General features: G+C 43.2%; 1 protein-coding gene. It reads right to left on the reverse strand.

Annotated features, from left to right (window positions below):
- Nucleotides 1-312 precede the first annotated feature (312 nt).
- Nucleotides 313-2,178, reverse strand: coding sequence for an alpha/beta hydrolase family protein (locus B4K11_RS16780; RefSeq protein WP_292948865.1), 1,866 nt, complete (start codon nucleotides 2,176-2,178; stop codon nucleotides 313-315).
- Nucleotides 2,179-2,301 lie beyond the last annotated feature (123 nt).

Below are 2,301 nucleotides of genomic sequence, written 5' to 3' on the forward strand. Positions count from 1 at the left end.
AGAAATAAGAAATAAGAAATAAGAGTGAATTACAGACAAAAAAAAGCCTGCAAATCAGCAGGCGAAGTACGACGGTTAGAGCTTTTGATAAAAAGACTCAAAAACCAGAGAGTGGATGCAAAGAACTGGATAAGCCCTTTAATAGATCAATTATCCAGCAACAAAGAACAGAATGCTGCTCTGCAACAGAACGATTTATTCTAATACTTTAGTTGCTAGACGTAAGAGACTGAATCTAATTCGAAGGATAAGACTGACTTAATGAAATGAGGTCACAACCGAAAACCACGCAAAAAGAAGAAGAAAAAAAGACTACGCCGATCTAGATAAACACGCCTGATAAAAGGCCAATTCAGAACGAAGCACTTCAGTTGCATTCTCAATTTTCCTAAAGCCATGCGCCTCATCCTCAAAATAGATAGCCTTAACCTCTATGTCTCTCTGACGAAGAACATCAACCATTGCTCTAGTTTGATCTGGCAGCACCACCCTATCCTGCTCCCCCTGAAAGAAAATAACCGGAGACTCTATTTGGGATGCATTATTTACAGGCGACAGCGCGTCATAACGAGCCTTATCTATAACAGGATCACCTATAAGCCATTCAAGATAATGAGATTCAAACTTGTGCGTACACTCGTTAAGCACTAAAGGATCAGTAACGCCGTAGAGACTTGCTCCGCCAGCAAAGCAATCCAGCTGCGTCAGCGCTCGTAAGGCGCTATAACCACCGGAGCTATTACCACGAATAAATACAGCATCAGGGCGACAATAATCATTTTCAACCAGATAACGAACCGCATTATCAATATCTTCAACCTCCAATACACCCCAAGCCTCATTAAGAGACAAGCGATAATCTCGGCCGTAATTCGTGCTACCCCGATAATTAAGATCCAACACGGAAAAACCGCGCTGAGTCCAGTATTGGATTTTTAAATTTAGAATAGGATACGTTGCAGCAGTAGGCCCGCCATGCAAAAACACAACCAATGGCGTAGCCTCAACACCCCGAAGAGCATTTTTATTTGTGGCCGGATATAGGTAGCCATAGCTATTGGAATCAACGCCACCAAACTCTAGAGGAATAGGCAAAGAGCAATCTGATGCTTCAAGCGGCGATTCTCCACCGGCAAGAATAGAAAGCACACCATCAACCCCAATCTTAACGACCGCATCCGTTTTACTACCAAAGGAAGCCAGAGCGTACAAGCTATCACCGCAAGCACTTAAGGCACGAATATTGGCTATATCTGAGATATCGCACAACTCACCCCGATAAAACAGCTCACCGCCTTTATGCGCAATCTGTACATAAGAAACGCCCTTATGATCGACATAATGACGTAAGCCTGTCTGCCAGGGCGCAGACATCTGTTCTTTATTCGCAGGGAAATGCGGTCTGAGCAACTTATCAGCCGACACATATTGATAGATATTCCACCATCCACTTCTATCACTGATGATGTAGAGGGAACCCTCTTCAGTATAAAGCGGTTGCGATAATGACTCAGCGACTCCAGATCGAGAATCACTACCCAAAACAATCTCAGCAATATCTTCAGTCAAAAGAATAAGCTGAGTTGAGATCCAAGGCTGATAAGGATGACTCCACGCTATGAAAGCGATATCACCATTAACAGGATTGATAGAGGGGTAACTATAGAAATCATAGCCCGAATGAAGCACTAAAAGCTGACCACTGGCAAGACAGATTGAAACCAACCTATTTACCACTTCAGCACTATCGTGAAGCTCTTCAATAACAATCAGACGATTATTGGATGCATCCCAGACAGGCTCAATAAACCTGGAATTAGGAATGTCGGTTAGCTTGCAAATGGAATCATTAACACCGAGAGTCTGACGGTAGAGCTGCTGATCAGATTCATTAACAAAGACAACATCTTTATCAAGAAAACACCAGCCCATACCGCCATATTCATGCACTTTGCTTCGAACACTGTAACCTGGCGGTGTAATATCCTTTATCCCGCCCTCATTACTACCACAAAGCACTGAACGCGCATTATCTAAAGGTCTCTGCTCAACCCAGCACAAAAGCCCTTCTGCTGAGCATTGCAGCTGACTATATTCTACCGATGCCCCTATCGCAGTTTTCTCATCCAATTCAGAAGACCAAAAACCCTGACGCTGACAATCGGTAGGAGTAATCAAACTTAATATTAACCTTTAGCAAATACTTTTGAGTTGCGCTCATTTCGGAACGTAAATTCATCCGGATTATTAACCACTGACTCAGCCTTTTCACGGGCCTCTTCAATGATATGGTGATGCTCT

It is taken from the genome of Neptuniibacter sp. UBA6509, from assembly GCA_002435145.1.
Classification (GTDB): Bacteria; Pseudomonadota; Gammaproteobacteria; order Pseudomonadales; family Balneatricaceae; genus Neptuniibacter.